This window comes from Pseudomonas sp. HT11, from assembly GCF_044875395.1.
GTDB lineage: Bacteria > Pseudomonadota > Gammaproteobacteria > Pseudomonadales > Pseudomonadaceae > Aquipseudomonas.
Genome location: NZ_CP173217.1, coordinates 2,785,056 through 2,807,638, shown reverse-complemented (window position 1 = coordinate 2,807,638; position 22,583 = coordinate 2,785,056). Strand labels below are relative to the sequence as shown.

The following is a 22,583-nucleotide window of genomic DNA, read 5'->3' as shown; positions in this document are numbered from 1 at the left end:
CGCGTCACCACACCTGGCCCTGGCGCTTCAACTCCAGGCGCCGCACGAACTCCTCCAGCACCAGCGCGTACAGGTCGTCTTGCAGGTAGGCATCTTCGATACCGGCGTCCATGTTGGGGTTGTCGTTGACCTCGATCACCACCACCTTGTCGCCGGACTGCTTGAGGTCAACACCGTAAAGGCCGTCGCCGATCAGGTTGGCGGTCTTCACTGCCAGCTCCACCACCGCCTTGGGCGCTTCGTGGACCGCCAGGGTGCGGCATTCGCCGTTGATGTCCTGGCCGATAGCCTTGTGGTTGTAGATCTGCCAATGGCCCTTGGACATGAAGTACTGGCAGGCAAAGATCGGCTTGCGGTTGAGTACACCGATGCGCCAGTCGTATTCGGTGTAGAAAAATTCCTGGGCCAGCAACAGCACCGAATGCTCGAACAACTCAGCGGTGGCCTTGAGCAAGGCCTCCTGGCTTTCCACCTTGATCACACCGCGCGAGAAACAGCCGTCGGGGATCTTCAACACCAGCGGGAAGCCCAGGCGTTCGCCCACCCGCTCGAAATCTTCCGGTCGCTCCTTGTACAGAATCTCGGTGGCGGGCATCCCCAGCTGGTGGCTGTTGAGCAGGTCGGTGAGGTACACCTTGTTGGTGCAGCGCAGGATCGACGCCGGGTCATCCATCACCACCAGGCCTTCGCTCTCGGCCTTTTTGGCGAAGCGGTAGGTGTGATTGTCGACGCTGGTGGTCTCGCGGATCAGCAAGGCGTCGTACTCGGCGAGGCGCGAGTAATCCTTGCGCTCGATCAGTTCCACATCGATGCCCAGGCCCTTGCCGACCCGCACGAAGTTTTCCAGGGCGCGGGCATTGGAGGGCGGCAATTGCTCCTGCGGATCGTGCAGGATGGCCAGGTCGTAACGGGCCAGCCTGCGTGAACGCGGTTGGCGCCAGATCTTGCGGCTGAAGTTGTCCAGGGCGTGGGCAAACTGGTCTTCCTGGTCATCACGCAACTTGTGCAACACGCCGGATTTGACCCCTTCGATGTGCCAGCCGTTGTTCTTGCGAAACTCAACTAACAGAATCGGGCACGGGAAGGTTTCAAACAACTGACGGGCCAACTCCTGCAACGGCTCTATATTGGTCCGACCAAAGTAAAGTGTCAGGGTAAAGCCTTCGGTATTGCTGTAGAGATGATGACTCAAGGCTTTATCGAGGGTTTTATCCAGGTCATCCAGCGACAGGCCATACAGCGACTTTTTCGTCAGTTCACTGATGGTGCGCACCGACGGAATCACCTTGTGCCCGCGCGCCTCGGCCAACAGCGAGCAGTAATAACCATGCCCCAGGTATTTGTAGCTGCGGCACAGGTTGATCACCTGCACGCGCTTGCCCGTCTCGCTCTCGCGGGTTTGCTCAAGGTATTCCTGCGCGGTGACGATGTCTTCGCTGGGAAAGTAGGAGGCCCAATCTTCCTTGCGTTCGACAATAATCACGACCTGACTGGAGCCTTTAAGGGGAGCAGAAAAATAACCCGTGGAAGTTATTGTCGCCGCGACAGTTTGCTCGGATACTTCACGCCAATGACTTTGTACCGCCGACATAATATTTGATCCGCTTTAGAGAACTCGACCTTTTCTATTAAGCACGATCTTTTAGAGAAGTCCCGTTTCGTTACGCAACTTTTACGGCGGTCATATGGCTCTTTCCTTTCGCGTTGCAACCCCCGCTGACGTGCCCGAACTGGTGGCACTGGAACAGCACTGTTTCACCACCGACCGGCTCTCGCCGCGCAGTTTCCAGTGGATGATCAGCCGCGCTCATGGCCAGTTGCTCGTCGCTGAAAATGACGGCGTTTTGCTCGGTTACGCCTTGGTGCTGTTCCATCGCGGCACCTCACTGGCGCGCCTGTACTCCATCGCCATCGCCGAACACGCACGCGGCATGGGTCTGGGCAAGCAATTGCTTTCGCGCATCGAAGCCTGCGCCGTGGCGCATGATTGCGCCTACCTGCGCCTGGAAGTGCGCACCGACAACCCCGGCGCCCTCGCCCTGTACGAGCGCAATGGCTACCGGCGCTTCGCGCTGATCAATGACTATTACGAAGACCATGCACCGGCCCTGCGCCTGGAAAAACGCATCGTCCAGCACCAGGACGCGCGCCCGCAAAACGTGCCGTATTACCAGCAAACCACCGACTTCACCTGTGGCGCCGCGTGCCTGCTGATGGCCATGGGCGCACTGGTGCCGACGCGCGTGGCCGGCCGGCGCGAAGAGCTGCAAATCTGGCGTGAAGCGACCACGGTGTTCATGACCGCCGGTCACGGCGGCTGCAGCCCGCAAGGCCTGGCCCTGGCGGCGTGGCGTCGGGGCTTTCGCGTACGCATGCAGGTGAATGTGCGCGGCCCGCTGTTTCTGGACGGCGTGCGCGACCAGCATAAAAAGGACGTCATGCGCCTGGTGCACGAAGCATTTGAAGAAGAACTGGCCGGCAGCGACGTCGAGCAGGTGTTCGGCGGCGCGTTGGATTTGCCGCAGGTACTGCGCGATGGCGGGCAGCCGCTGGTGTTGATCAGCAGCTACCGCCTCACCCGCTCCAAGTCGCCACACTGGGTGATGGTCACCGATTGCGACGACGACTTTGTCTACCTGCACGACCCGGATGTGGACCACAGCCAGCACCGCCAGCCCCTGGACTGCCAGCACTTGCCGGTCAGCCACGGGGAGTTCGAACGCATGTGCCGCTTTGGCAACAACAAGTTGCGCGCGGCGGTGGTGCTGTTCAAGCCACTTGCTTGATCCCGGCCTTGGCTTCCAGCTCACGTACCAGCGGCAACACGCGTTTGCCGAAGTATTCGACTTCCTCCTGGAAGTGCAGGAAGCCCGCCAGCACCAGGTCCACGCCCACGGCCTTGAGCGCGACGATGCGCTCGGCAATCTGCTGCGGTGTGCCGATCAGGTTGGTCTTGAAGCCGTCGTTGTACTGCACCAGGTCTTCGAAACTGGATTTGGCCCAGTTGCCCTCGCCTTCCGGTGAGGCTTTGCCGGCCTGCTTGGCCGCGTCACCAAAGGCATTCACCGCCTCCGGGTCGGCCTTGTCGATGATCTCGGCAAGAACGGCGCGGGCTTCTTCTTCGGTGTCGCGGGCGATCACAAAGGCGTTTACGCCGACTTTGACCGAATGGTTATTCGCCGCCGCCTTGGCGCGAATGTCATCGACCTGAGCCTTGATGCCTTGCGGGGTGTTGCCGTTGGTGAAATACCAGTCCGACACGCGCGCCGCCATGTCCCGCGCCGCGCGCGAGCTGCCGCCCTGGAACACTTCCGGTTGGCCCAGGGGCTTGGGCTTGAGGGTGTAATTGTTGAAGCGGTAGAAGTCGCCCTTGAAGGTGAAGTCGTCCTGGGTCCAGATGCCTTTCAACGCGCGGATAAACTCCTCGGAACGGCGGTAACGCTCATCGTGCTCCAGCCAGGGTTCGCCGATGGCCTGGAACTCGCCCTTGAACCAGCCACTGACGATGTTCACCGCGATGCGGCCATTGGTCAGTTGGTCGATCGTCGCCAGTTGCTTGGCCGCCAAGGCAGGTTGCCACGGGCCGGGCAAGATGGCCGCGATCACCTTGAGCGTGGTGGTCGCCGCCAACAGCGCATGGCTGAAGGCTACGGATTCATGCTGGTTTTCCGCGCCGTAGCCGGCGGTGAAGCGAATTTGCGTGAGGCCGTATTCAAAACCGGCCGCTTCGGCCAACTGCGCCAGTTTGCGGTTGTAGTCGATGCCCCAATGGGTGCGTTGCTCGATCTTGCTGACCACCAACCCACCGCTGACGTTGGGCACCCAATAGGCAAATTTCACGGCTTGCTGACTCATCTGGCAGTACCTCGCACGAAGGGATGTTCCAGGGCTAGAGCAGCAAGCGTGCCAGGCCGGTGCAAATGCCCTGGCCATGGGCGTCGCGGTAAAAATCCCCATCTCACAGGGCTGAGCTGTCAATGTCATGGATTACACCGATTTGTCGATCCGCTGTTGCCGGAGCAACAGTGGATGGCTTTCATCCCCTGCAAACACGGGCTGCAGCCATCGGCACGAACTGTGCAATCACCCAAGGACTGATACTGCCAAGGAGCTGCCCCCCCATGAGCGAACAACACGTCATCAACCCGCTGTCCACGGGTGTCGATTACCCCACGCTGGCCGCGCGTTTTCGGCCGATCTTCCAGCGCATTGCCGCAGGTGCGGTAGCGCGCGAACAGACCCGCGCCCTGCCCTATGAACCGATCCAATGGCTCAAGCAGGCCGGCTTTGGCGCCGTGCGGGTGCCGGTGGAATACGGCGGCGGCGGCGCGTCTCTGCCGCAGTTGTTCGAGTTGCTGATCGAGCTGGCCGCCGCCGATTCGAATGTGCCCCAGGCGTTGCGCGGGCATTTCGCCTTCGCCGAGGACCGTCTGAATGCGCCACCCAGCGCTGGCCGCGACCTGTGGTTCAAGCGCTTTGTCGAGGGCGACATCGTCGGCTGCGCCTGGACCGAAATCGGCAACGTGGCCATCGGCGAGGTGGTCACTCAGGTGAGCCCCGACGGCGATAAATGGAAACTCAACGGTGAAAAGTTCTACAGCACCGGCAGCCTTTTCTCCGACTGGATCGACGTGTACGCCCAGCGCAGTGATACCGGCGCCGATGTGATCGCCGCCACCCGCACGCGCCAACCTGGCGTGGTGCAAAGCGATGACTGGGACGGCTTTGGCCAGCGCACCACGGGCAGTGGCACCAGCCGTTTTACCGATGCTGTGGTGGACGCGGAAAACGTTATCGACTTTGCCACCCGGTTCAAGTACCAGACCGCGTTTTATCAGCTGGTGTTGCTGGCGAGCCTGGCCGGGATTGGTCGTGCGGCACTCAGCGACGTGGCTCATCAGGTGCGCAGTCGCAAACGCATTTACAGCCACGGCAATGCCGCGCATGTCAGCCAGGATGCGCAGGTTCAACAAGTGGTGGGTGAAGTGGCGGCGCTGGTGTATGCCGCCGAGGCCAGTGCGTTGAAGGCTGCGGTGCCGGCGCAACAGGCGTACCTGGCGCGGTTTGCCGGGGATGAGGTGGCCGAGCGGGAGGCGAATGTGGCGGCCGAGATTGAATCGGCGACGGCGCAGGTGGTGGTGTCGGCGCTGGTGCAGCGGGCCACCACGGAGTTGTTCAATGCGCTGGGGGCGTCGGATGTGCGCCAGGGTAAAGCGCTTGATCGCCACTGGCGCAATGCGCGGACGGTGTCGTCGCATAATCCGGTGATCTACAAGGCGCGGATTGTGGGGGACTGGGTGATTAACGGGACTGAGCCGCCGTTTGTGTGGCAGATCGGGAATGGGCCGGCCAAGGGGTAGGCTTTTTGATCGCTCAGGGTTGGGGGTATATCCGTTGGTTGGATGATGGCTGAGATAGGTTCCGCCCTTACGGCGGGTCACTCTGGAAAAGCCCCAAAGTAACCAAAGGGCTCTTGCCCCAACACTCGGCACCTCGCTCACGCTTCGGTGTGCCTGAGATCAAAAGCAGAGCACGGCGGCCTGGTAGCCGACCTGTGTTTAGATCAAAAGCACCGCCGAGGCGGCCTGACAGCCAACCTGATCCTTGAAGCTGAACTCAATCAAATGTGGGAGCTGGCTTGCCTGCGATGGCATCAACCCGGTGGGCCTGATGGACCGAGTTGTCTGCATCGCAGGCAAGCCAGCTCCCACAGAAAAGCCAAGCAGTGAGGTGCTGGCATCTTCAATCGGTCAACTTGTGGGAGCGGGCTTGCTCGCGAAGGCGGCCTGCCAGTGACACATGAGCTGACTGAACCACCGCATTCGCGGGCAAGCCCGCTCCCACATTTGGATCTCTGTGCGTCAGGTAGGTGGGTGTCGGTTGTACTCGGTCGAAGGTGGGAGCTGGCTTGCTCGCGAAGGCGGTGTGCCAGTGACACATGGGCTGACTGAACCACCGCATTCGCGGGCAAGCCAGCTCCCACATTTGGGTGTCTGTGCATCAGATAGAGGTGTGTTGCTGTGATTTTGCCAAAAGTGACCCGCTGTAAGAGCGGAACCGCCAGCCGCCGTTACCGCAGCAACGGATATGTACTCACTCCACTCAGAAACCTGAAAACATCAGAACGCCAACTTATAGCCAATAGTCATCAACATAACCGCCAGACAAGGCCGCAACACACCATCAGGAACCTTACCGGTCATGTGACTCCCCAGGTAAATCCCCGGCAACGACCCCATCAGCAAAAAGCCCAGCAAATGCCAATCCATATTCCCCATGCTCGCATGCCCCAGGCCCGCGACCAACGTCAGCGGCACAGCATGGGCAATCTCGGTACCCACCAGCCGACGCGTCGCCAGAAACGGGTACAGAATAAACAGCGCCACGGTCCCAAGCGCACCCGCGCCGATGGACGTCAGGGCAACCATGGTGCCAAGGATCGCACCGGTCACCACCGTCAACAGGTTCAAGTTGCGCGAGCTCATGTGATAGTCATCACCCGCATGCCGCTGTGCAAAAGCCAGCAGGCTTTTCTTGAACAGAATCGCCAGCGCCGTCAGCAGCAACACCACACCAAGCGCCTGCTTGATCACCGCGTTCATGGCGCTGGGGTCGGTATGCAGACTGGCAAGGAACCACAGGGTCAGCAGCACCGCAGGCACACTGCCCAAGGTCAGCCAACCCGTAATGGTCCAGTCGATATTCTTGTTCTTGCTGTGCACCAGCACGCCACCTGACTTGGTGATGGCCGCGTACAACAAGTCCGTGCCCACGGCGGTCGCCGGGTTGATGCCGAACCACAACAGGATCGGGGTCATCAAAGACCCACCACCGACACCGGTCATGCCGACGATAAAACCAACCACCAGGCCGGCGATGACAAAACCAAAGTTACCCACATCCATACAACTACCCGCGGCCTTATAAATTTCTGGCCGCAGGATAGCGATTTTTCTTATAACGACTTATATCAATATGATCTGACTTTATACCTTTTGTGTCAGCCGTTGACAGACATAGGCCTGCGTCTGATACGGAAACGCCACAGTGTCACGCCCCCGCAAGGCAGGATGCGTGTCGATCAGTGCCTGCAATTGCGCAGTCACGCGGGCTTTCTCGGCGGCGGGCAGCGCCGCGATAAAGCTCACCGACAGGAAGCGATCCATGATCACCTCCTGAGGGCTGCCGACATGCTGATAGGCAAAGCAGGTCATTTCGGGCGCGGAAAAATACTCGCCGGTGAAGGCTTCGCGCCAGCGGCCTGTATGAAAGCGCGGCGTGTCGCCTTCATAGGGGGTGATGATGTCGGTGATGGCGGCGACCCAATCCACCGATTCATCGCGCACATTCCACACCAACCCCAGGCGCCCATCGGGTTTGAGCACGCGGTGGATTTCTGCCAGCGCGGCTTCGGTAGAAAACCAATGGAACGCCTGCGCACAGACCACCGCATCGGCGACGGCGGTTTCCAGGGGAATGGATTCGGCCGTGCCATTGACCAGGCGCACATCAGGTAACAGTTTATTGAGCTGCGCGCCCATCGCTTCGACCGGTTCGACCGCCACCAGCGTTGGCGCCAGGGTGCTGAGCAAACGGGTGAACTTGCCGGTACCGGCGCCCAGGTCGATTACCGTCGATTGCGCATCGATGTGCAGCGCATCAGTGAGCCAGCCGGTGAGTTGTCGTGGATAGTCGGGCCGGCCTTGGGCGTAAGTGACGGCCTGGGCAGAGAAACCCTGTTGAGCAGACGTATGAACACCAGTCATTGCCAATCTCTCCTCGGGTAAAGCGGGGGCACAGTGTGCGCCCTTGTGCATTTATTTTCTAATCACTGCATCCAATCGAGCGCGGCCTGGGTAGTGCTGACAGTGACCCCGCTGTTTTACTCAATGGAGAAACACCGATGAACGCTAAAGCACTGTTCTGCCTGACCGCCCTGCTGGCCGCTGCGCCAACGGTTTTCGCCCAGACCGGCCTGCCCGACAGCATCAAGGTGCCGGATGGGCACAAGGTGGCGCTGGAGACCACAGGCGTCGGCGAAATCACCTACGAATGCCGCGACAAAGCTAACGCCCCCGGCCAGACCGAGTGGACGTTTGTCGGCCCCAAGGCGGTGTTGAACGACCGCAGCGGCAAGCCAGTGGGCACCTATTTCGGCCCACCGGCTACATGGCAAGCCCAGGACGGTTCGAAAATCACCGGCACGCAGTTGGCCGTGGCGCCGTCCGGTGCGGGCAACCTGCCGTACCAATTGGTCAAGGCCAACCCGGCCGAAGGCAAAGGCGCAATGAGCGGTGTGAGTTATATCCAGCGCGTGGCGCTCAAGGGTGGCGTGGCGCCGAGCACCGAGTGCAGCGCTGCCAACAAAGGCACGCAGGCAGTGGTGAAGTACCAGGCCGACTACATCTTCTGGGCGGCCAACTGAGAACAAACTCAGCTACGCTGCCCCTGTAAGGGCCGGCTTGCCGGCGAGGGTCGTCAACGATGACACAGGGCACCTGGGTTTACGCTGCGCCCGTGCCCTTTTTTGCCGGCGCGCCGGCACCCTGCGGTGCGGTGGCGATTGTTATGACAATGGTGGAAACACGTGGCCTTGCCTGACGCCGATTTTGATTACGAAACCTGTCTACTGGCCTGCGCCCGTGGGGATCAACGCGCCTTGCGCCAGCTCTATGAGCAGGACAGCAGCCGTTTGCTCGGCGTGGCCTTTCGCATTGCCAGGGACAAATCCCTGGCCGAAGACATCGTGCATGACGCGTTTATCAGGATCTGGCGTGGCGCCGGCAGTTTCGACCGCAACCGTGGCTCGGCGCGCGGCTGGGTGTTCAGCGTGACCCGGCATCTGGCGCTCAATGCCGTGCGCAATCACTACCGCGAAGCCCCCCTGGGCGACGCGCACGAGCACATCGCCACAACCGACACCTTTGAATTCGCTTCGCGCTCGGGGCAGGTCCACGCCTGCCTGGAGCAGCTCGACCCGGCCCGTCGCGCGTGCATCCTGCATGCCTATGTCGACGGCTATTCCCACAGCCAAATCGCACAGAAACTGGACACCCCGCTGGGGACCGTCAAAGCCTGGATCAAACGCAGCCTCGCTGCGCTGCGGGAGTGCATGGCATGAGCAACCCTCTGGACGAACTGGCAGGCGAATACGTGCTGGGCACCCTGCCCGCCGCGCAACGCGCCGAGGTTGAGCAGCGCTTGTCCGAGGATGCCGAGTTGCGCGCGGCGGTGGACGCATGGGAGCAGCGCCTTTTGCCGCTGACCGCATTGGCCGAACCGGTGCCCCCTTCTGCCCAGCTGTGGCGGCGCATCGAGCGCACCGTCACGCCCGCCGACACCCGCGCCGACCTGCACACACCGTGGTGGAACCTGCTGGCGCTATGGCGCGGTTTGGCCGGCGCGGGGCTGGTGGCGACGTGGGTACTGGCGACGCTGCTGCTGACCCGCCCGCCCACTGCTGAACCCACTTTTGTGGTGGTATTGGTGGCGCCGCAAAGCCAGGCTCCGGGTTGGGTGATCCAGGCCAGCAATACTCAGCAGATCCAGTTGATTCCATTGGGTGTGATGCAAGTGCCTGCCGACAAGGCGCTGCAGTTCTGGACCAAGGCGGATGGCTGGCAAGGCCCGGTGTCGCTGGGGTTGGTCAAGCCAGGGCAGACGCTGTCGGTGCCGCTGGACAAACTGCCGCCACTGGCGCCCAACCAACTGTTCGAGCTGACCCTGGAAGACCCGAATGGCTCGCCGACCGGCAAACCCACCGGGCCGATCCAGGCGATCGGCCGCGCCGTCAAGGTGCTCTGATCAGCCGACGCTGGGCAACCACAGCCGGAACCGTGCCCCGCCCAAGGGTGACGCCTGGGCCGTCAACGTGCCGCCCTGGGCCTCCATCGCACGCCGGCTGATGGCCAGGCCGAGGCCGAAGCCTCCGGTGGCGCGGTCGCGGCTGCGGTCCAGGCGATAGAAAGGTTCGAAGATCCGCTCACGCTGGTCTAGCGGAATGCCGATGCCATCGTCATCCACCCAGATCTCACAACCCTTGGCACACACCTTGACGCCCACCTGAATGCGCTTGTCGCAGTAGCGCGTGGCATTGCGCAACAAGTTTTGCAGTGCGCGGGCGGTGAGGCGCGGGTCGAGGCTGAAGCGCTCCACCGCGCAATCAAGCGCCACGTCGATGACAATCTCGGGGTTTTCCAGTTCGTCATCGACGCTGCCCAGCACGCTGTCGACAAACTCGTCGAGCACCACGTCCACTCGCTCCGGCAGTTGCGCCGGATTTTGCAGACGGCTGTAGGACAGCAATTCCAGCACCAGCTCGTCCAGCTCACGAATGTGCGCCACCAGGCTTTGCAGGCGCTCGCGACTGGCTTGGGGCAAGTCTTCGGACAACGCCAGCGCCAGGCCGAAATCCAGGCGGGTCAGCGGCGTGCGCAGTTCATGGGAGACCGCATTGAGCAGGTCGCGCTGCTGATTGAGCAGGCGCTCGATATCGTCGGCCATGGTGTCGAACACCGACGCCAGGCTGCCAATGTTGGAACTGGGTGGAATCTGCGTGCGCTCGCCCAGGTTGCCCTTGCCCAGTTGTGCGGCGGTGCTTTTCAGGCGCTCCAGGTCACGCCAGTGCGGACGCAGCCAGAACAGCAGGCAAGCCAGCAGCGCGGCACCGATCAGCACGTTCATCGACCAGTACAGCAGGTTCATGTCCATCGGGTCGGGGGGAATCGTCAGCTTGACCGCAAACTGCTGGTTGACCGGCGAACTGATTTCTTCCATCCAGCCCCATTCGCCAAGGCGGATCACCGGCTTGCCCTGCTCCAGCAGTTTTTCTTCGGCGGGCGTGTAGCTGGCGTCCTGGCGTAACAGCAGTTTGACTTTCAGCGGCGCGAAGTCGCGGCCCAACTGCTCGGTCACCTGGGACCAGCGCTCAACCGGCGCGCGCAGGTATTGTTTGACGATGAGCGTCTGCAGGCCACGGGTCTGCTCGACGTTGTAGTCCATGTAACGGTGTTCGAACAGCTGGATTACCAACCGCGGAATCAAAAAGATCGCCGCACTGAAGGTGATGATGGTGATTAGGTAGAGGCGCAGCAGGACACGAAACATGGATCAGCATTCCCACTCGGAACGGCTGAACAGGTACCCCTTGCCCCACACGGTCTTGATCTTGCGCGCCTCGCCCGCGTGATCGTCGAACTTGCGGCGCAGCTTGGAGATGGCCACGTCCACCGAGCGGTCGGTGCCGTTGAACTCGATACCGCGCAGGCGCTGCAGGATCTGGTCGCGGCTGAGCACTTCACCGGCGTGCCGGGCCAGCACCACCAGCAGGTTGTATTCACCGCTGGAGAGCTCCACGGCCTGCTCGCGCCAGCTCACGGTGCGCTCCGACAGGTCGATGCACAGGTTGCCCATGACGATCTGGTCGTTGGCCGCCTGGGGTTCGGACAGGCTGCTGCGGCGCAGCAAGGTGCGCACACGGGCGAGCAGCACGCGCGGCTCGCAGGGTTTGGTGACATAGTCGTCGGCGCCCATTTCCAGGCCCAGCACCTGGTCGTGACTGTCGTCGCGCGCAGTGAGCATCAGGATCGGCAAGCCCGCCGAGTCTGCGCGCAGCAAGCGGCACACCTGCAGGCCATCGAGGCCGGGCAACATCAGGTCGAGGATCACCAGGTCCGGCGGGTTGAGGCGCGCGCGTTCACGTACGTGGTCGCCACGGCTGAGCACGCTGACATGGTAGCCATTGCGCTCCAGGTAGCTGGCAATCAGCTCGGAGAGTGCGGCGTCGTCTTCCACCAGGAGGATGTTGGGCATGGTGTTTCCAAATAATGCAGTTCATCAGGTGTACAGAAACCCAATGTGGGAGCGGGCTTGCTCGCGAAAGCGGTGGTTCAGTGGATAGATTTATTGGCTGATCCACCGCCATTAGGGGCAAGCCCCCTCCCACATGTGATCTTTGCTGTTTGCAGGATTGTGCAAGGATATACGCCCTCAGGCGACTATGGGTCGCACCTTACATTTCTTCACAGACGAGCTACACAGCTTCACAGCACCACGGCGCAGGTGTCTTTAGGATGCGCCAGTCAATATTGGGATATGAGCATGTCGAAGAATCTGTTTGCGCCGTTTTGCCTGCTGGCCCTGGCGCTCACCCTGAGCGCATGTGGCCAGTCGGCGGACGAGGCGCCGCAAATGCCCCTGGCCAAAGTGCGCATCGAGACCCTGCAGGCCAAGCCCTTGTCGATCACCAGTGAACTGAGCGGGCGGATCGCCGCGCCGCGTATTGCCGAGGTGCGCGCGCGGGTGGCCGGTGTGGTCATGCAGCGCGTGTTCAAGGAAGGTCACGACGTGAAACAGGGCGACGTGCTGTTTCGCATCGACCCGGCCCCGTTCAAAGCCGACCTGGACAGCGCCCAGGCCAACCTGAGCAAGGCGCAGGCCAACGCGTTCCAGGCGCGTCTGCAGGAGCAGCGCTACAGCCAGTTGGTCGAAGGCAACGCGATCAGCGGCCAGGATTACGACAATGCCCGCGCCGCCGTGCGCCAGACCAATGCCGAAGTCGCCGCCAACAAAGCCGCTGTCGAGCGCGCCAAACTCAACCTGGGCTACGCCACCGTGACCGCGCCGATCTCCGGGCGCATCGGCCGCGCGTTGGTCACCGAGGGCGCGCTGGTCGGGCAAAACGAAGCCACACCGCTGGCGATCATCCAGCAACTGGACCCGATCCACGCCGACCTGACCCAGTCCACCCGCGAGTTGAACGACCTGCGCCGTGCCTTCCGTGCCGGCAGCTTGAAGCAGGTCGGCCAGGACCAGGCCAAGGCCACGCTGATCGAGGACGACGGCAGCCTGTACCCGCTGCCAGGCAAATTGCTGTTTGCCGAAATCAGCGTCGACCCCGGCACCGGGCAGATCATCCTGCGCAGCGAATTCCCCAACCCGGACCTCGACCTGTTGCCCGGCAGCTTTGTACGCGTGCGCCTGGAACAGGCGGTGGACAAACAAGGCATCAGCGTGCCGCAACGCGCCATTACCCGTGACAGCGCCGGCATCCCGATGGTGCTCTTGCTGGACGCCGAACAGGTCGTCAGCCAGCAACCGGTGGAGCTGGGCGCGGTGATCGAGGATCGCTGGATCGTCAGCAACGGCCTCAAGCCCGGTGACCGCATCATCGTCGAAGGCCTGCAACACGCACGCCCCGGTGAAAAAGTCGAAGTGGACGACAGCCCTGCGCCGAATGCCCAGGCCTCGGTCCGCTAAGCAAAGGAATACCTGACAATGCCGCAGTTCTTTATTGACCGCCCGATCTTCGCCTGGGTGGTTGCCCTGTTTATCTTGCTGGCCGGCGCGCTTGCGATCCCGCAGCTGCCGGTGGCTCAGTACCCCAACGTCGCGCCGCCGAAGGTGGAAATCTACGCGGTGTACCCGGGCGCCTCGGCCCAGACCCTGGACGAAAGTGTGGTCAGCCTGATAGAGCAGGAGCTCAATGGCGCCGATCACCTGCTGTATTTCGAGTCCCAAAGCAGCCTGGGCTCGGCGACCATCACCGCGACGTTCCAGCCGGGCACCGACCCGGAAATGGCCCAGGTCGATGTGCAAAACCGTCTGAAGGCGGTAGAGCCGCGCTTGCCGCAAGCCGTGACCCAGCAAGGGTTGCAGGTGGAGAAAGTCTCCGCCGGGTTCCTGCTGCTGGTGACATTGACCTCCAGCGACGGCAAGCTCGATGACGTGGCGCTCAGCGATTACCTGGCGCGCAACGTGATGAACGAGCTCAAGCGCATCGAGGGCGTGGGCAAGGCGCAGCTGTATGGCGCCGAGCGTGCGATGCGTATCTGGATCGACCCGCAGAAACTGATTGGCTTCAACCTTACGCCCGCCGACGTCAACGCCGCGATCAGCGCACAGAATGCGCAGGTCTCGGCGGGCAGCATCGGTGATTTGCCGGGCACCAGCACCCAGGAAATCACCGCCGCCATTCTGGTCAAAGGCCAGCTGTCGACGCCGGCGGAGTTCGCCGACATCGTGCTCAAGGCCAACCCGGACGGCTCCACCGTGCGCATCGGCGATGTGGCGCGGGTGGAAATCGGCAGCCAGGAATATCAGTTTTCCACGCGCCTGAACGGCAAGCCGTCCACCGCCGTCAGTGTGCAGCTGTCGCCAGGTGCCAACGCGCTGAGCACCGCAACGCTGGTGCGGGCGAAGATGGACGAGCTGTCGCGCTACTTCCCGGCCAATGTGGAGTACAAGATCCCGTACGACACCTCGCCCTTCGTCAAAGTCTCGATCACCAAGGTGGTTTACACCTTACTGGAGGCCATGGCGCTGGTGTTTGCGGTGATGTTCCTGTTCCTGCAAAACGTGCGCTACACGCTGATCCCGACGCTGGTGGTGCCGATTGCGCTGATGGGCACGTTCGCCACCATGCTGTTGCTGGGGTTTTCGATCAACGTGCTGACCATGTTCGGCATGGTGTTGGCCATCGGCATTCTGGTGGACGATGCGATTGTGGTGGTCGAAAACGTCGAGCGCATCATGGCCACCGAGGGTCTGTCGCCCAAGGAGGCCACGCGCAAAGCCATGGGCCAGATCACCGGGGCCATCGTCGGCATCACCTTGGTGCTGGTCGCGGTGTTCCTGCCGATGGCCTTTATGCCGGGCTCGGTGGGCGTGATTTACCAGCAGTTTTCGCTGTCGATGGCCACCTCGATTCTGTTCTCGGCGTTCCTGGCTTTGACCCTGACCCCGGCCCTGTGCGCCACGTTGCTCAAGCCGATTGCCAAGGGCGAACACCACGCCAAGCGCGGTTTTTTCGGTTGGTTCAATACGCGTTTTGAACACCTGACCGACCGTTATGAAGGCTGGGTGGCCTACGCCCTCAAACGCAGCGGCCGTTACCTGCTGATCTATCTGGTGCTGCTGGTGGGCCTGGGCTGGATGTTCAGCCGCCTGCCCTCCTCGTTCCTGCCGGTGGAAGACCAGGGTTACACCATCACCGACATCCAGCTGCCACCGGGTGCGAGCAAGAACCGCACGGTGCAGGTGGCCGAGCAGATCGAGGCGCATAACGCCCAGGAGCCTGGGGTGGGCGATACCACCATGATCATGGGCTTCAGTTTCTCTGGCTCCGGGCAGAACGCGGCGCTGGCGTTCACCACGCTCAAGGACTGGTCCAAACGCAGCAGCGACGATTCGGCGGCGGCAATTGCCGACCGCGCCAACGCCGCGTTCAGCGAGCTCAAGGATGCGATTGCCTATGCGATCCTGCCGCCGCCGGTAGATGGCCTGGGCACCTCCAGTGGTTTCGAGTTCCGGTTGCAGGACCGTGGCGGTGTCGGCCATGCCGCCCTGATGGCGGCGCGTACTGAGCTGCTGGCGGCCGCCGAGAAAAACCCAATCCTGGCCAATGTGCGTGAAAGCGCCCTGGCCGAGGCGCCGCAAGTGCAATTGGAAGTGGACCGCAAGCAGGCCAATGCACTGGGGGTTTCCTTTGCTGACGTCGGTAATGTGTTGTCTTCAGCCATCGGCTCGGCCTACATCAACGACTTCCCCAACCAGGGCCGTATGCAACGGGTGGTGGTGCAGGCCGAAGGCGATCAGCGCAGCCAGGTGGCGGATTTGTTGAAGATCAATGTGCGTAACAACGCCGGCAAGATGGTGCCGTTATCGGCATTTGTCGAAGCCAAATGGACCCAGGGCCCGGCGCAGCTGACCCGCTACAACGGCTACCCCGCCATCGCCATCAGCGGCGAAGCGGCGCCAGGGCACAGCACGGGTGAAGCCATGGAAGAAATCCAGCGCCTGGTCAGCCAACTGCCCGCAGGGCTGGGCCAGGAATGGACCGGCTTGTCGCTGCAGGAGCGTTTGTCCGGCTCCCAGGCGCCGTTGCTGTTGGGCCTGTCGCTGCTGATCGTGTTCCTGTGCCTGGCGGCGCTGTATGAAAGTTGGTCGATCCCGACCTCGGTGTTGCTGGTGGTGCCGCTGGGCGTGCTCGGCGCGGTATTGGCGGTGAGTTTGCGCGGCATGCCGAACGACGTGTTTTTCAAGGTCGGCTTGATCACCATCATCGGCTTGTCGGCGAAGAACGCGATCCTGATCATCGAATTCGCCAAGGACTTGTATGAGCAAGGCGAGGACCTGATCGACGCCACCTTGAAAGCGGCGCGCCTGCGCTTGCGGCCGATCATCATGACGTCGCTGGCGTTTATCCTCGGCGTGGTGCCCCTGGCGATTGCCACCGGCGCCAGCTCTGCCAGCCAGCAGGCCATTGGCACCGGGGTGATCGGCGGGATGATCACCGCAACACTGGCAGTGGTGTTTGTGCCGGTGTTCTTTGTGGTCGTCATGAAGTGGGTGCGCAAGCGTCCATAACCCGTCCGAAAATGCGCTATGGTGCTCACAACCTCTCTTGTTGTGAGCACCTATGGCCTTCCTCGCCCGCACCCACCCTCGCCTTTCATCCGCCGCCGTACTCGGCCTTGCCGTGGGCATTCTGGCGCCTGCCGATACGCTGATCAGCAAAATCCTCATCGGCTGGAACGCCGGCGTCTGGACCTACCTGCTGCTGATGCTATGGCTGGCGACCCGTGCTCGCGCCGACGACGTAAAACGCATCTCCGAGATTGAAGACGAAAACGCCGGGCTGGTGCTGTTCATGGTGTGCATCGCGGCAATTGCCAGCCTTGCGACCATCACGGTGAACCTGGTGGGCAGCAAAGACCTCGACAGCACAGCGCGCCTGCTGCATTACGGCTTTACTGGCATGACCGTGGTCGGCTCATGGTTGTTGACCGGGGTGATTTTCAGCGTGCACTACGCGCGCCTTTTCTACACCTGGGAGGGCGAGGAGCCGGCATTGCGGTTTGCCGAAGGCTTGCGCAACCCCAACTATTGGGACTTCCTGTACTTCTCGTTCACCATCGGCGTGGCGGTGCAAACAGCCGATGTGGGCGTGGCCACGCGCGGTCTGCGCAAAGTGGTGCTGGGCCAGTCGTTGATCGGTTTTTTGTTCAATACAGCGATTCTGGGTTTTTCGATCAACATTGCCGCAGGCTTGTTCAGTTAGGCCCAGCGCGCTGATCAGACGGGCGAAAAAAAGGGAAGCCAAGGCTTCCCCTATTCACGTGCACACGTACTTTAGAAAGCGTACTGCAACCCTGCAGTTGCGCCCCAAGGCATGTCGTACGCCTTGCCTTTGCTGTGACTGACTTCGGCATGCAGGCTAAGGTTTTTCGACAACGAAACAGCCATACCGCCCGCGACCTCGACGCTCGCGCCTGAGAGGTTGTTATTAAACCTCTGATCGTTGATGTACACCCGGTTGTCCGGGCTGAAATCACGCGCCGCCGCCGTCCGCAAGTACGGCTGCAGAATACTGCCGCTGTCCAGCTGGACATTTTTGCCCAGGGTAACCCCCACTTTGCCGATGGCTGACGTGGCACGATCGCTCTTTGCCTTCAGGCCGTTGTCCATGGTGTAGTTGGCGCCGCCAATGGCGGCGATGGACAACTGGGCAAACGGTTCAACATACAGGCCCTCATCATCAAGCTTGATGTTTCTGCCCACCTCGGCAGATGCGCTCACCGCGTCTTGCGTGTATTTGCCTTTGGCACGTTGGCCGTCGCTCATGTTGACCTGGCTTTGGCCTTTGAGTTTGTTGACCTTGCCCACCAGGTCGACGTACACGCCGCTTTCTTCATCCAGCCAGGTTGCATAGGTACCCAGGTAGTAGCTGTTGACCATACCGCTGCTGCCACGGCTCAGGCCCAGGGTTGAGTTGCTGTAACCGCCCATGACACCCAGCGTCCACTGGCCATCACCCGCATCCAGCGCCGTATCGGCACCGATGGTCAGGCCGGTCTGGTTCTGTGAGTAGCCCACGCCGTTGCTGTTGGCCGCCACGTCAATCTTGTTGCCGTAGCCGCGCATCCACAGGCCCTGGCTCTTGCCCTGGCCAAAGCGAACTTCGCCCATGCGGGTGCGCAAAATGCTCGACTCACCCACCAGTACCGCAGGTGCAGCGTTGGCCAATGCCAGCACGGCTTTGGCGCTGGTACTGGTGCCCTTTTTCTCGGTGTCCAGGTACCAGTCGGTGCCTTCCTGCTTGAGCCCATATTCGAAAGCGCCGACATCGACGGTATCGCCCACCAGCCCGAACCGGGCGCCGCCGCTTTCGGTGTGTACCACTTTGATGGCCTCACCGGTGGCCAACTCCGAGCCACTGGCGCCAATCAACAGTTGGTGATTGCCTTCGGCGTTGCCATTGACATTCAACAGGTCGGTCTCGCCGGTGTTGAAGTTGGTGTGCATTTTGAACGTGCCGTTACCTGTCAGGTTATTGGTGTTCAGTTGAAAGAATTGGCCCGGGGCGCCAAAAACTACGTTGCCGCCGCCCATTTTCAGGGTGTTGACCTGGCTGTCACCCACCAGCACCCACTGGGCATTGCTGTTGACGTCGAGTTGCTCGACATTGCGCAACTGGCCGGTGAGCGAGGCATTGTTGTTGAGTTGCACCATGCCCGTGCTGCCCGCGCCAATGACCACGTCGCCGGTCAACTGGCTGTTGTCGACGAACAGGTTGGCGCTGGAGTTATTGTCCACTTGAAGCAGCACACCATTACCGCTGAGCAGGTTCGAACCGTTGAGAACCTGGATATCAGCCTTGGTGCTGTTGGTGAGCGGCGGATTGACCAGGATGGCTGAGCCGCTTTTGCCCTGGACCACGGAATTATCCAGGATCAAGGAGTTGGTCCGCGTCAGATCCCCCTCCATGCGCATATTGACGCCGTTCACCCCGCCAGTAATGAGGCTGTTATTGCGCGCCACAGCATCGGCATTAAGCAGTACCAAACCTATACCTGTCGCAGCCGTAGCGTCGACGCGGGCATTGTCCAGGTTCACCGTGCCGTAGCCGGCGGCGGAAATACCGCGAGTTGCACCGATAACACTGCTGTCTTTTACCGTGAGGGACGAACCATCCGTGCCGCCTGTCGTTCGGGTGACACTCACCCCCCAACCCGTGGCATTGGTGACCGTACTGTTATTGGTGATTAATGCACTGCTGTTACCCGCGACCGAAATGGCCTGGGTGATCGTGGGGCGCGCCGTCACCTGGGAGTTATCAACGACCACTTTCGATTGCAGTCGGGCTTCGATATCTAACGTTTTGCTGCCCGGCTCCAGCGTCAAACCGGCGTTAACCATTTGAATCTGCCGGGTCGTCGCACCGTGCGCAATCAAGCTTGATCCGCCAGACAGCACATAGTTATCAAGCGGCGTAGCGGCCGATATCGACGTATTGGGCAAAATGACTTGGGTTTGCGCGTGCGCAGTGGGAGCCACCAGGAACATTAACGTGACGGCCGGGGCTGACAACGCAAGGCTCAAGGGTGTTGGTTTGAAGTTAAATACTGCCGACATATAATGAACCTCTAGTTCCTGCACGAAACAATAGGGCGGGTTCCAAATCTGGTGGGACCCAGCCCATTAAGCGGCGCCATGATTGACGAGCACTCGCTTAAAATCTGTAGGATTTCTCCCAATCAATCTGATAAAAATCAACAGCTGCTGTGGGGCTATGGCGCCCTCTGCGCCTTTAAAGGAATCAATACAAAGTTGGGAGTACCAAAGAGGATGCCGCCCCTCTTTGGTAACTACCCCTGTATTTAAAACTAAGCGGGCACCACGCCGCCGGCGCAATAGTTGGAACTTCCCGTGCCAGGACGGAAACCCCGCACACGATAATTGGCGGGAAGCGAAGGCACTGTTTGCCCCAGATATTGAGTATCAAAGGTTACTGTTGCCGAACCTTGGGTCAACAACGAGCGGTTGGCGTTGATCGGGTTAAACAAGACCGTAGAACTTACGTCAAATGTAAGGTCCCATCCAATACTGGCAGCCGAGGCGTCGGGCACTGTAAAAGTTCGAGACTCGGTGACCACGGACGGTGGTGTCTGGGTATTATTCTGGAACCCGACGAACGTCACGTTTATAAGTTGCCCCGCGCTCAAATAATCCGAGCCTGGAATATGAATGACCAGTCTGCCACTGTTAATCGGCCTCAGCGTGTCGCAGTTCAGCGTACCGGTATTATTAAGGACTCTCGGCGCTTCCATTCGCAAAATGACAGAGTCGACGATCACCGTTGTATTGACCGACACACTCGGGTTTGCACTGGCCGCCGACGTGATGGTGTAAGACGCCAACTGCGTAGGGCCGCCCAAGTTTCTGATGTCACTGAAGGGAATGGTGAAATCCACGAACCCACTGGCAGGCAGGGTCACGACATTCTGCGCTTGCAGACGGCCACCATAATTCAAGGTCACTGTGAACGGCAGTGAGTCGGCGGGCAATGCGGGCGTCGTCCACAATGGGATCCGAGCCCTTGCTGCCAGATTTACGTCATCAGCCTCCAGATGGTTATCAGGCCCGAATGTGCCCCCGGCGCGCATCGCCTGGACCACCACTGGCGACAGGTTGGGATTCAAGTTCCCAGGCCCCACGATCACCGGCCCCACAGGCCCAACGATAGACAGGTCAAGATCGAACGGTGTTTCCAAAGGCGGCGTCGGATAGGTGGTTGCGCCGCGACGCACGACGTACGAAGCCGTCACAGGCACCCGGTTCTTGCCGGGGGTTTGAGGCCCGTACAGCGTATCCACATTGGCCGCAGTGAACAGAGCCGGCACCGGGAATGCAGTAGTGCCCAGCGCCACCGTGACCGGAATTGAGGCGAACGCTGAGCTCAGCGTGACGACGATTTCATCTGTAGGGCGCAGCGCATTCGTGTAGCTGGGAACCAGCACTCGCACGCCGCCTCCCGACACCACATCAGCACGGTCAATCAGGCCGTCGCCGGGCACTGCCAGTTCAACCGTTGGCGCAGAAAACTCGGTGGGCAATGGCGCCTGTGCGAGGTCTGCCAGATCCAGGCTGTACGAGAGCTCGGAGGGGTTGCCGGCCACGTCAAACAGGCGGTAGCGCATACTGAAATTGCCCCTGCGTTCAGCCGCGACAACACTTGCCGGCAACGGAAGCGTCAGGGGCACAGCCGGATCAATCCGGAATTTTGTTTCCGGGTTAGGCGGCGCAAACGCGTAGGGCTTATCCGAAGAGCCGAAAAACATTTCGACGTAATCGCCATCGGATAACCCGTTTTGCGCATCATAGGGAATCGGAAACAGCGCCGTCTGGTTTGGCTGACTCTGAATATAGGCAAGGTCCAGAGGCCCGACCAAGCCCACCGGCAGCGAGGGTTCCGGCGGATTGACGCGGGGGCGGTCGTAGGGAGACGTCTCGTCGACGACCAGCAGCTGCGGGACTGAAAAGTTATCGACGCCCGAGTCGGCGATGAGCACCCGGTACCTGACCAAATACACACCAGGGGGACGATAGGCTTGCGGTATTGCCACCGGCACTGGATCGGGTTGACTTGTCAATCGGCGTTGAAACCGGGTGCTGCTGGAGCCGAAATAGGCATCTTCGGCCTCTACATCCAAACCACTCAGATCCAGGTACGGAGCAATCTCGACAGTTAATACATCCATCGCCGCAGGGTCGGTACTTGCGCCGTCCCACAGGGGAATATTCAAATTGGTGGACTGTCCTTTTGAAGCCGCACGCGTCAGCAACCCCGTGTATCCAATCACTTGGTCAGCAAACACGCCAAGTTGAAATCTTTCGGGCGTGTAATCGGAGGGCGCCCTAGGTACAAAAGCATCTATGATTTGTCTGTTTGTAAGTTCCATTATCTTGCTCCGGACAGTTAAACCGCTAAGACCAAAATGCGCTTCGCCAAGTGAATAAACTTTGTTTATCCACCACGAAGCCTTACCGTAAAAAGCCAAATACCTAATGCACACATGACACACACCGATGATTCAACCCGACACGATTCCATTCGCAGAACAATACCGACCTGTACCGTAGGTCAAATCAACTCTGACTCGTCCCGGGAGTGACTCGCCAACTTTCACACCCTCACGCCATACTTCATAACTGCCGGTCGCCGATCCGTACTTGCGCACCGGCAGCAGCGTCATATCAAACGAATCCAGAACAATAACTGCACCGGCCACTGTATGTGCGGGCTCCCATAACAGTGACCGAGTGACGACAACGCTTGTATTTAATGTGCTCCAGTTATTCTCATTGAAGCCTTGCCACACAAACTTGACCATGTCGCCCACCCGTAACGCGGGGTTGGGCGTTATTAACCATCGCACGCCATCTTTCAACATTGACCAGGGCACACCGTTAACCGGGTTGGTTTGCGAACTGCAGGTCAAGTAACCATTGGTCAGCGTGTGCTGTATAACCGGTGCAGGCAGTGGGACAAGCTGGGTATTCACATTGGTAACGGGGGAGCGTTGCTCGTTAAAGCCGTTCGTGGTGGTGTAATGCACCGCGTACACCGCGCCAGTGCCGCCACTGATCACGGACCACGGCACGTCGCTGAAAAACACCCAGCTACCGGCACTATCAGCGGCGCTCACAGCATAGGTGGCCACCGGGCCCACCCCGTTCCAGTAAAGGCTCAGCGAGTCGCCCACACGGGGCGTATCAAACAGCCGCACTCGCACGCGCACGGG

At 60.7% G+C, this 22,583-nt stretch carries 17 protein-coding genes; 8 read left to right on the top strand and 9 right to left on the bottom strand.

The genetic code is table 11. The features are described from left to right. Positions 1–4 precede the first annotated feature (4 nt). Positions 5–1,591: a RimK family protein gene (locus tag ABWL43_RS12990; RefSeq protein ID WP_404488026.1), complete on the bottom strand. Its 1,587-nt coding sequence runs from the start codon at positions 1,589–1,591 to the stop codon at positions 5–7. Between the two features lie 94 nt (positions 1,592–1,685). On the opposite strand from ABWL43_RS12990, the gene ABWL43_RS12985 reads away from it, so the two are divergent. Beyond that, positions 1,686–2,786 carry a GNAT family N-acetyltransferase/peptidase C39 family protein gene (locus tag ABWL43_RS12985; protein WP_145165669.1) on the top strand — a complete coding sequence of 367 codons (1,101 nt, stop codon included), beginning with the start codon at positions 1,686–1,688 and terminating at the stop codon, positions 2,784–2,786. Here the strand turns inward: ABWL43_RS12985 and sfnG are convergent. Continuing rightward, on the bottom strand, positions 2,770–3,855 hold the full coding sequence (gene sfnG, locus ABWL43_RS12980; RefSeq protein ID WP_242197192.1) for a dimethylsulfone monooxygenase SfnG: 1,086 nt from the start codon (positions 3,853–3,855) through the stop codon (positions 2,770–2,772). The genes ABWL43_RS12985 and sfnG overlap by 17 nt on opposite strands. Positions 3,856–4,121: 266 nt before the next feature. Here sfnG and ABWL43_RS12975 point away from each other — a divergent pair, with 266 nt between their 5' ends. Continuing rightward, complete coding sequence (locus tag ABWL43_RS12975; RefSeq protein ID WP_145165671.1) at positions 4,122–5,360, top strand: acyl-CoA dehydrogenase family protein; 1,239 nt, start codon at positions 4,122–4,124, stop codon at positions 5,358–5,360. A gap of 759 nt (positions 5,361–6,119) precedes the next feature. Here ABWL43_RS12975 and ABWL43_RS12970 read toward each other — a convergent pair. Both ABWL43_RS12970 and ABWL43_RS12965 read right to left on the bottom strand, forming a co-directional pair. Next, complete coding sequence (locus tag ABWL43_RS12970) at positions 6,120–6,905, bottom strand: sulfite exporter TauE/SafE family protein (RefSeq protein WP_145165672.1); 786 nt, start codon at positions 6,903–6,905, stop codon at positions 6,120–6,122. A gap of 81 nt (positions 6,906–6,986) precedes the next feature. Beyond that, positions 6,987–7,766 (bottom strand): methyltransferase domain-containing protein, encoded by a 780-nt coding sequence (locus ABWL43_RS12965; RefSeq protein ID WP_404488023.1) that lies wholly within the window; start codon positions 7,764–7,766, stop codon positions 6,987–6,989. Between the two features lie 137 nt (positions 7,767–7,903). On the opposite strand from ABWL43_RS12965, the gene ABWL43_RS12960 reads away from it, so the two are divergent. From ABWL43_RS12960 to ABWL43_RS12950, 3 genes are all read left to right on the top strand, one after another. Further along, positions 7,904–8,425, top strand: a complete 522-nt coding sequence (locus ABWL43_RS12960; RefSeq protein ID WP_404488021.1) for a DUF3455 domain-containing protein — start codon at positions 7,904–7,906, stop codon at positions 8,423–8,425. Positions 8,426–8,593: 168 nt separating this feature from the next. Continuing rightward, positions 8,594–9,121: a sigma-70 family RNA polymerase sigma factor gene (locus ABWL43_RS12955; protein ID WP_262206575.1), complete on the top strand. Its 528-nt coding sequence runs from the start codon at positions 8,594–8,596 to the stop codon at positions 9,119–9,121. After that, positions 9,118–9,804, top strand: a complete 687-nt coding sequence (locus tag ABWL43_RS12950; RefSeq protein WP_145165675.1) for an anti-sigma factor domain-containing protein — start codon at positions 9,118–9,120, stop codon at positions 9,802–9,804. Before ABWL43_RS12955 ends, ABWL43_RS12950 begins: the two co-directional genes overlap by 4 nt. On the opposite strand, the gene ABWL43_RS12945 is transcribed toward ABWL43_RS12950, so the two are convergent. Then, positions 9,805–11,106, bottom strand: coding sequence for an ATP-binding protein (locus tag ABWL43_RS12945; RefSeq protein ID WP_242197208.1), 1,302 nt, complete (start codon positions 11,104–11,106; stop codon positions 9,805–9,807). Between the two features lie 3 nt (positions 11,107–11,109). Continuing rightward, a complete protein-coding gene (locus tag ABWL43_RS12940) occupies positions 11,110–11,811 on the bottom strand; it encodes a response regulator transcription factor (protein WP_145165677.1) in 702 nt (233 codons plus the stop codon). A gap of 288 nt (positions 11,812–12,099) precedes the next feature. On the opposite strand from ABWL43_RS12940, the gene ABWL43_RS12935 reads away from it, so the two are divergent. Genes ABWL43_RS12935 through ABWL43_RS12925 form a run of 3 tightly spaced genes read left to right on the top strand, consistent with a single transcriptional unit; the run spans position 12,100 to position 17,059 of the window. After that, positions 12,100–13,257 (top strand): efflux RND transporter periplasmic adaptor subunit, encoded by a 1,158-nt coding sequence (locus ABWL43_RS12935; RefSeq protein WP_404488016.1) that lies wholly within the window; start codon positions 12,100–12,102, stop codon positions 13,255–13,257. An 18-nt stretch (positions 13,258–13,275) separates the two neighbouring features. Then, positions 13,276–16,365: a multidrug efflux RND transporter permease subunit gene (locus ABWL43_RS12930; RefSeq protein WP_404488015.1), complete on the top strand. Its 3,090-nt coding sequence runs from the start codon at positions 13,276–13,278 to the stop codon at positions 16,363–16,365. A gap of 52 nt (positions 16,366–16,417) precedes the next feature. Then, the gene (locus ABWL43_RS12925) at positions 16,418–17,059 is read left to right on the top strand and encodes a DUF1345 domain-containing protein (protein ID WP_404488014.1); all 642 of its coding nucleotides are present in this window, start codon (positions 16,418–16,420) and stop codon (positions 17,057–17,059) included. 71 nt (positions 17,060–17,130) lie between these two features. Here ABWL43_RS12925 and ABWL43_RS12920 read toward each other — a convergent pair whose 3' ends face one another. The 3 genes from ABWL43_RS12920 to ABWL43_RS12910 all read right to left on the bottom strand — a co-directional run bounded on the left by ABWL43_RS12920 (position 17,131) and on the right by ABWL43_RS12910 (position 22,580). Then, positions 17,131–19,413: an autotransporter outer membrane beta-barrel domain-containing protein gene (locus ABWL43_RS12920; RefSeq protein ID WP_369302323.1), complete on the bottom strand. Its 2,283-nt coding sequence runs from the start codon at positions 19,411–19,413 to the stop codon at positions 17,131–17,133. A 251-nt stretch (positions 19,414–19,664) separates the two neighbouring features. Continuing rightward, positions 19,665–21,740: a hypothetical protein gene (locus ABWL43_RS12915; protein WP_242197221.1), complete on the bottom strand. Its 2,076-nt coding sequence runs from the start codon at positions 21,738–21,740 to the stop codon at positions 19,665–19,667. A gap of 132 nt (positions 21,741–21,872) precedes the next feature. Next, on the bottom strand, positions 21,873–22,580 hold the full coding sequence (locus tag ABWL43_RS12910) for a hypothetical protein (protein WP_404488013.1): 708 nt from the start codon (positions 22,578–22,580) through the stop codon (positions 21,873–21,875). Positions 22,581–22,583 lie beyond the last annotated feature (3 nt).

What these genes read in the sequence shown, in the direction of transcription:
- ABWL43_RS12990 (WP_404488026.1), bottom strand. Translation starts at nt 1,591, where the DNA reads ATGTCGGCGGTACAAAGTCATTGGCGTGAAGTATCCGAGCAAACTGTC.
- ABWL43_RS12940 (WP_145165677.1), bottom strand. Translation starts at nt 11,811, where the DNA reads ATGCCCAACATCCTCCTGGTGGAAGACGACGCCGCACTCTCCGAGCTG.
- ABWL43_RS12925 (WP_404488014.1), top strand. Translation starts at nt 16,418, where the DNA reads ATGGCCTTCCTCGCCCGCACCCACCCTCGCCTTTCATCCGCCGCCGTA.
- ABWL43_RS12935 (WP_404488016.1), top strand. Translation starts at nt 12,100, where the DNA reads ATGTCGAAGAATCTGTTTGCGCCGTTTTGCCTGCTGGCCCTGGCGCTC.
- sfnG (WP_242197192.1), bottom strand. Translation starts at nt 3,855, where the DNA reads ATGAGTCAGCAAGCCGTGAAATTTGCCTATTGGGTGCCCAACGTCAGC.
- ABWL43_RS12950 (WP_145165675.1), top strand. Translation starts at nt 9,118, where the DNA reads ATGAGCAACCCTCTGGACGAACTGGCAGGCGAATACGTGCTGGGCACC.
- ABWL43_RS12945 (WP_242197208.1), bottom strand. Translation starts at nt 11,106, where the DNA reads ATGTTTCGTGTCCTGCTGCGCCTCTACCTAATCACCATCATCACCTTC.
- ABWL43_RS12960 (WP_404488021.1), top strand. Translation starts at nt 7,904, where the DNA reads ATGAACGCTAAAGCACTGTTCTGCCTGACCGCCCTGCTGGCCGCTGCG.
- ABWL43_RS12985 (WP_145165669.1), top strand. Translation starts at nt 1,686, where the DNA reads ATGGCTCTTTCCTTTCGCGTTGCAACCCCCGCTGACGTGCCCGAACTG.
- ABWL43_RS12975 (WP_145165671.1), top strand. Translation starts at nt 4,122, where the DNA reads ATGAGCGAACAACACGTCATCAACCCGCTGTCCACGGGTGTCGATTAC.
- ABWL43_RS12965 (WP_404488023.1), bottom strand. Translation starts at nt 7,766, where the DNA reads ATGACTGGTGTTCATACGTCTGCTCAACAGGGTTTCTCTGCCCAGGCC.
- ABWL43_RS12915 (WP_242197221.1), bottom strand. Translation starts at nt 21,740, where the DNA reads ATGGAACTTACAAACAGACAAATCATAGATGCTTTTGTACCTAGGGCG.
- ABWL43_RS12930 (WP_404488015.1), top strand. Translation starts at nt 13,276, where the DNA reads ATGCCGCAGTTCTTTATTGACCGCCCGATCTTCGCCTGGGTGGTTGCC.
- ABWL43_RS12970 (WP_145165672.1), bottom strand. Translation starts at nt 6,905, where the DNA reads ATGGATGTGGGTAACTTTGGTTTTGTCATCGCCGGCCTGGTGGTTGGT.
- ABWL43_RS12920 (WP_369302323.1), bottom strand. Translation starts at nt 19,413, where the DNA reads ATGTCGGCAGTATTTAACTTCAAACCAACACCCTTGAGCCTTGCGTTG.